Source organism: Pseudomonas sp. 30_B, assembly GCF_017491605.1.
Taxonomy (GTDB): Bacteria; Pseudomonadota; Gammaproteobacteria; order Pseudomonadales; family Pseudomonadaceae; genus Pseudomonas.
On the sequence record NZ_JAFGYY010000099.1, the window covers coordinates 1 to 622 of the forward strand.

Genomic DNA, 622 nt, shown 5'->3' on the forward strand with positions numbered 1-622 from the left:
ACATGAACCGTCAACTGGCCCCGGACGTAGAGAGCCTGTTTCTCACCCCGTCCGAGCGTTATTCGTTCATCTCCTCGACCCTGGTGCGGGAAATCGCGGCGCTGGGCGGCGATATCAGCAAGTTCGTGCACCCGGCCGTGGCCGATGCCCTGACCCTGCGTTTTAAAAAGTAGGAGCTGCCGCAGGCTGCGATCTTTTGCTCTTCAGAGCCAGATTGCGTCCCACAAAGGGTAATCACCCAATCGCTGCACCAGACCAGCCCGCAATGGATTCATGACGATATATCGGGCAGCCGCCTTCAAATCTTCATCGCGACGCAAGGCCCTGTCGTGATATCCACGTTGCCATAGGCCGCCCTGTCTACCGGACATCAAATTGATTGACCGGCAACTTCTTGCCTTTACACGACACATCAATTGCGCCAAAGACCCTCGTTTCAACTCGACCAGCCAATGCAGAGGGTCCGGCATGATCACCCAAGCCAAAGATTCAACCAATCCTGCCTCATCTGCCGCGCGCATCTGTGCAACCAACAATCGTCCGATTCTCCAGTCGGTAAAAACCGGCCGACGCTCTTCAACCACCGCCGTCAGCAAATAAACCCGCCCAACCTCCGAATAAC

The 622-nt window shown here is 56.1% G+C and carries 1 protein-coding gene and 1 pseudogene; one reads left to right on the forward strand and one right to left on the reverse strand.

Annotated elements, in window-relative coordinates; genetic code table 11:
- Nucleotides 1–173, forward strand: a pseudogene (locus tag J5M67_RS27395) (phosphopantetheine adenylyltransferase); the annotation flags it as partial.
- A 30-nt stretch (nucleotides 174–203) separates the two neighbouring features.
- On the opposite strand, the gene J5M67_RS27400 reads toward J5M67_RS27395, so the two are convergent.
- On the reverse strand, nucleotides 204–622 hold a 419-nt coding region (locus tag J5M67_RS27400), incomplete at its 5' end, for a transposase (protein ID WP_207888539.1).